Origin of the sequence: Nocardioides abyssi, assembly GCF_030412915.1 — a bacterium.
In the GTDB taxonomy this organism is placed as follows: Bacteria; Actinomycetota; Actinomycetes; order Propionibacteriales; family Nocardioidaceae; genus Nocardioides; species Nocardioides abyssi.
In genome coordinates, this window is the sequence record NZ_JAUHJR010000189.1 from 1 (window position 1) to 275 (window position 275).

Genomic DNA, 275 nt, shown 5'->3' on the forward strand with positions numbered 1-275 from the left:
TTGACCTTGCGCTCGTAGGAGCGCTCCTGGGTCAGGTAGAGCACCTTGACGTACTGCTGGGTGATCGTGGAGGCACCCTGGGTGTCGTCGCCCGAGGCGTTGTTGAAGAAGGCCCGCGCGATGCCCTTGGGGTCCAGGCCGGAGTCGCTCCAGAAGGACTGGTTCTCCGCGGCCACCACGGCGTCCTTGATGGAGTCGGGCATCTCGTCGTAGGAGATGGAGGTGCGGTCCTGGGTCGCGAACCGGCCCGCCTCGGTCTTCCCGTCGGCGTAGTA

1 protein-coding gene is annotated in these 275 nt (G+C 65.8%); it reads right to left on the reverse strand.

Annotation, left to right across the window (positions count from 1 at the left end):
- Nucleotides 1–275 (reverse strand): transglycosylase domain-containing protein (locus tag QWY29_RS20445; protein WP_300963059.1); only part of this gene is annotated, 275 nt, incomplete at both ends.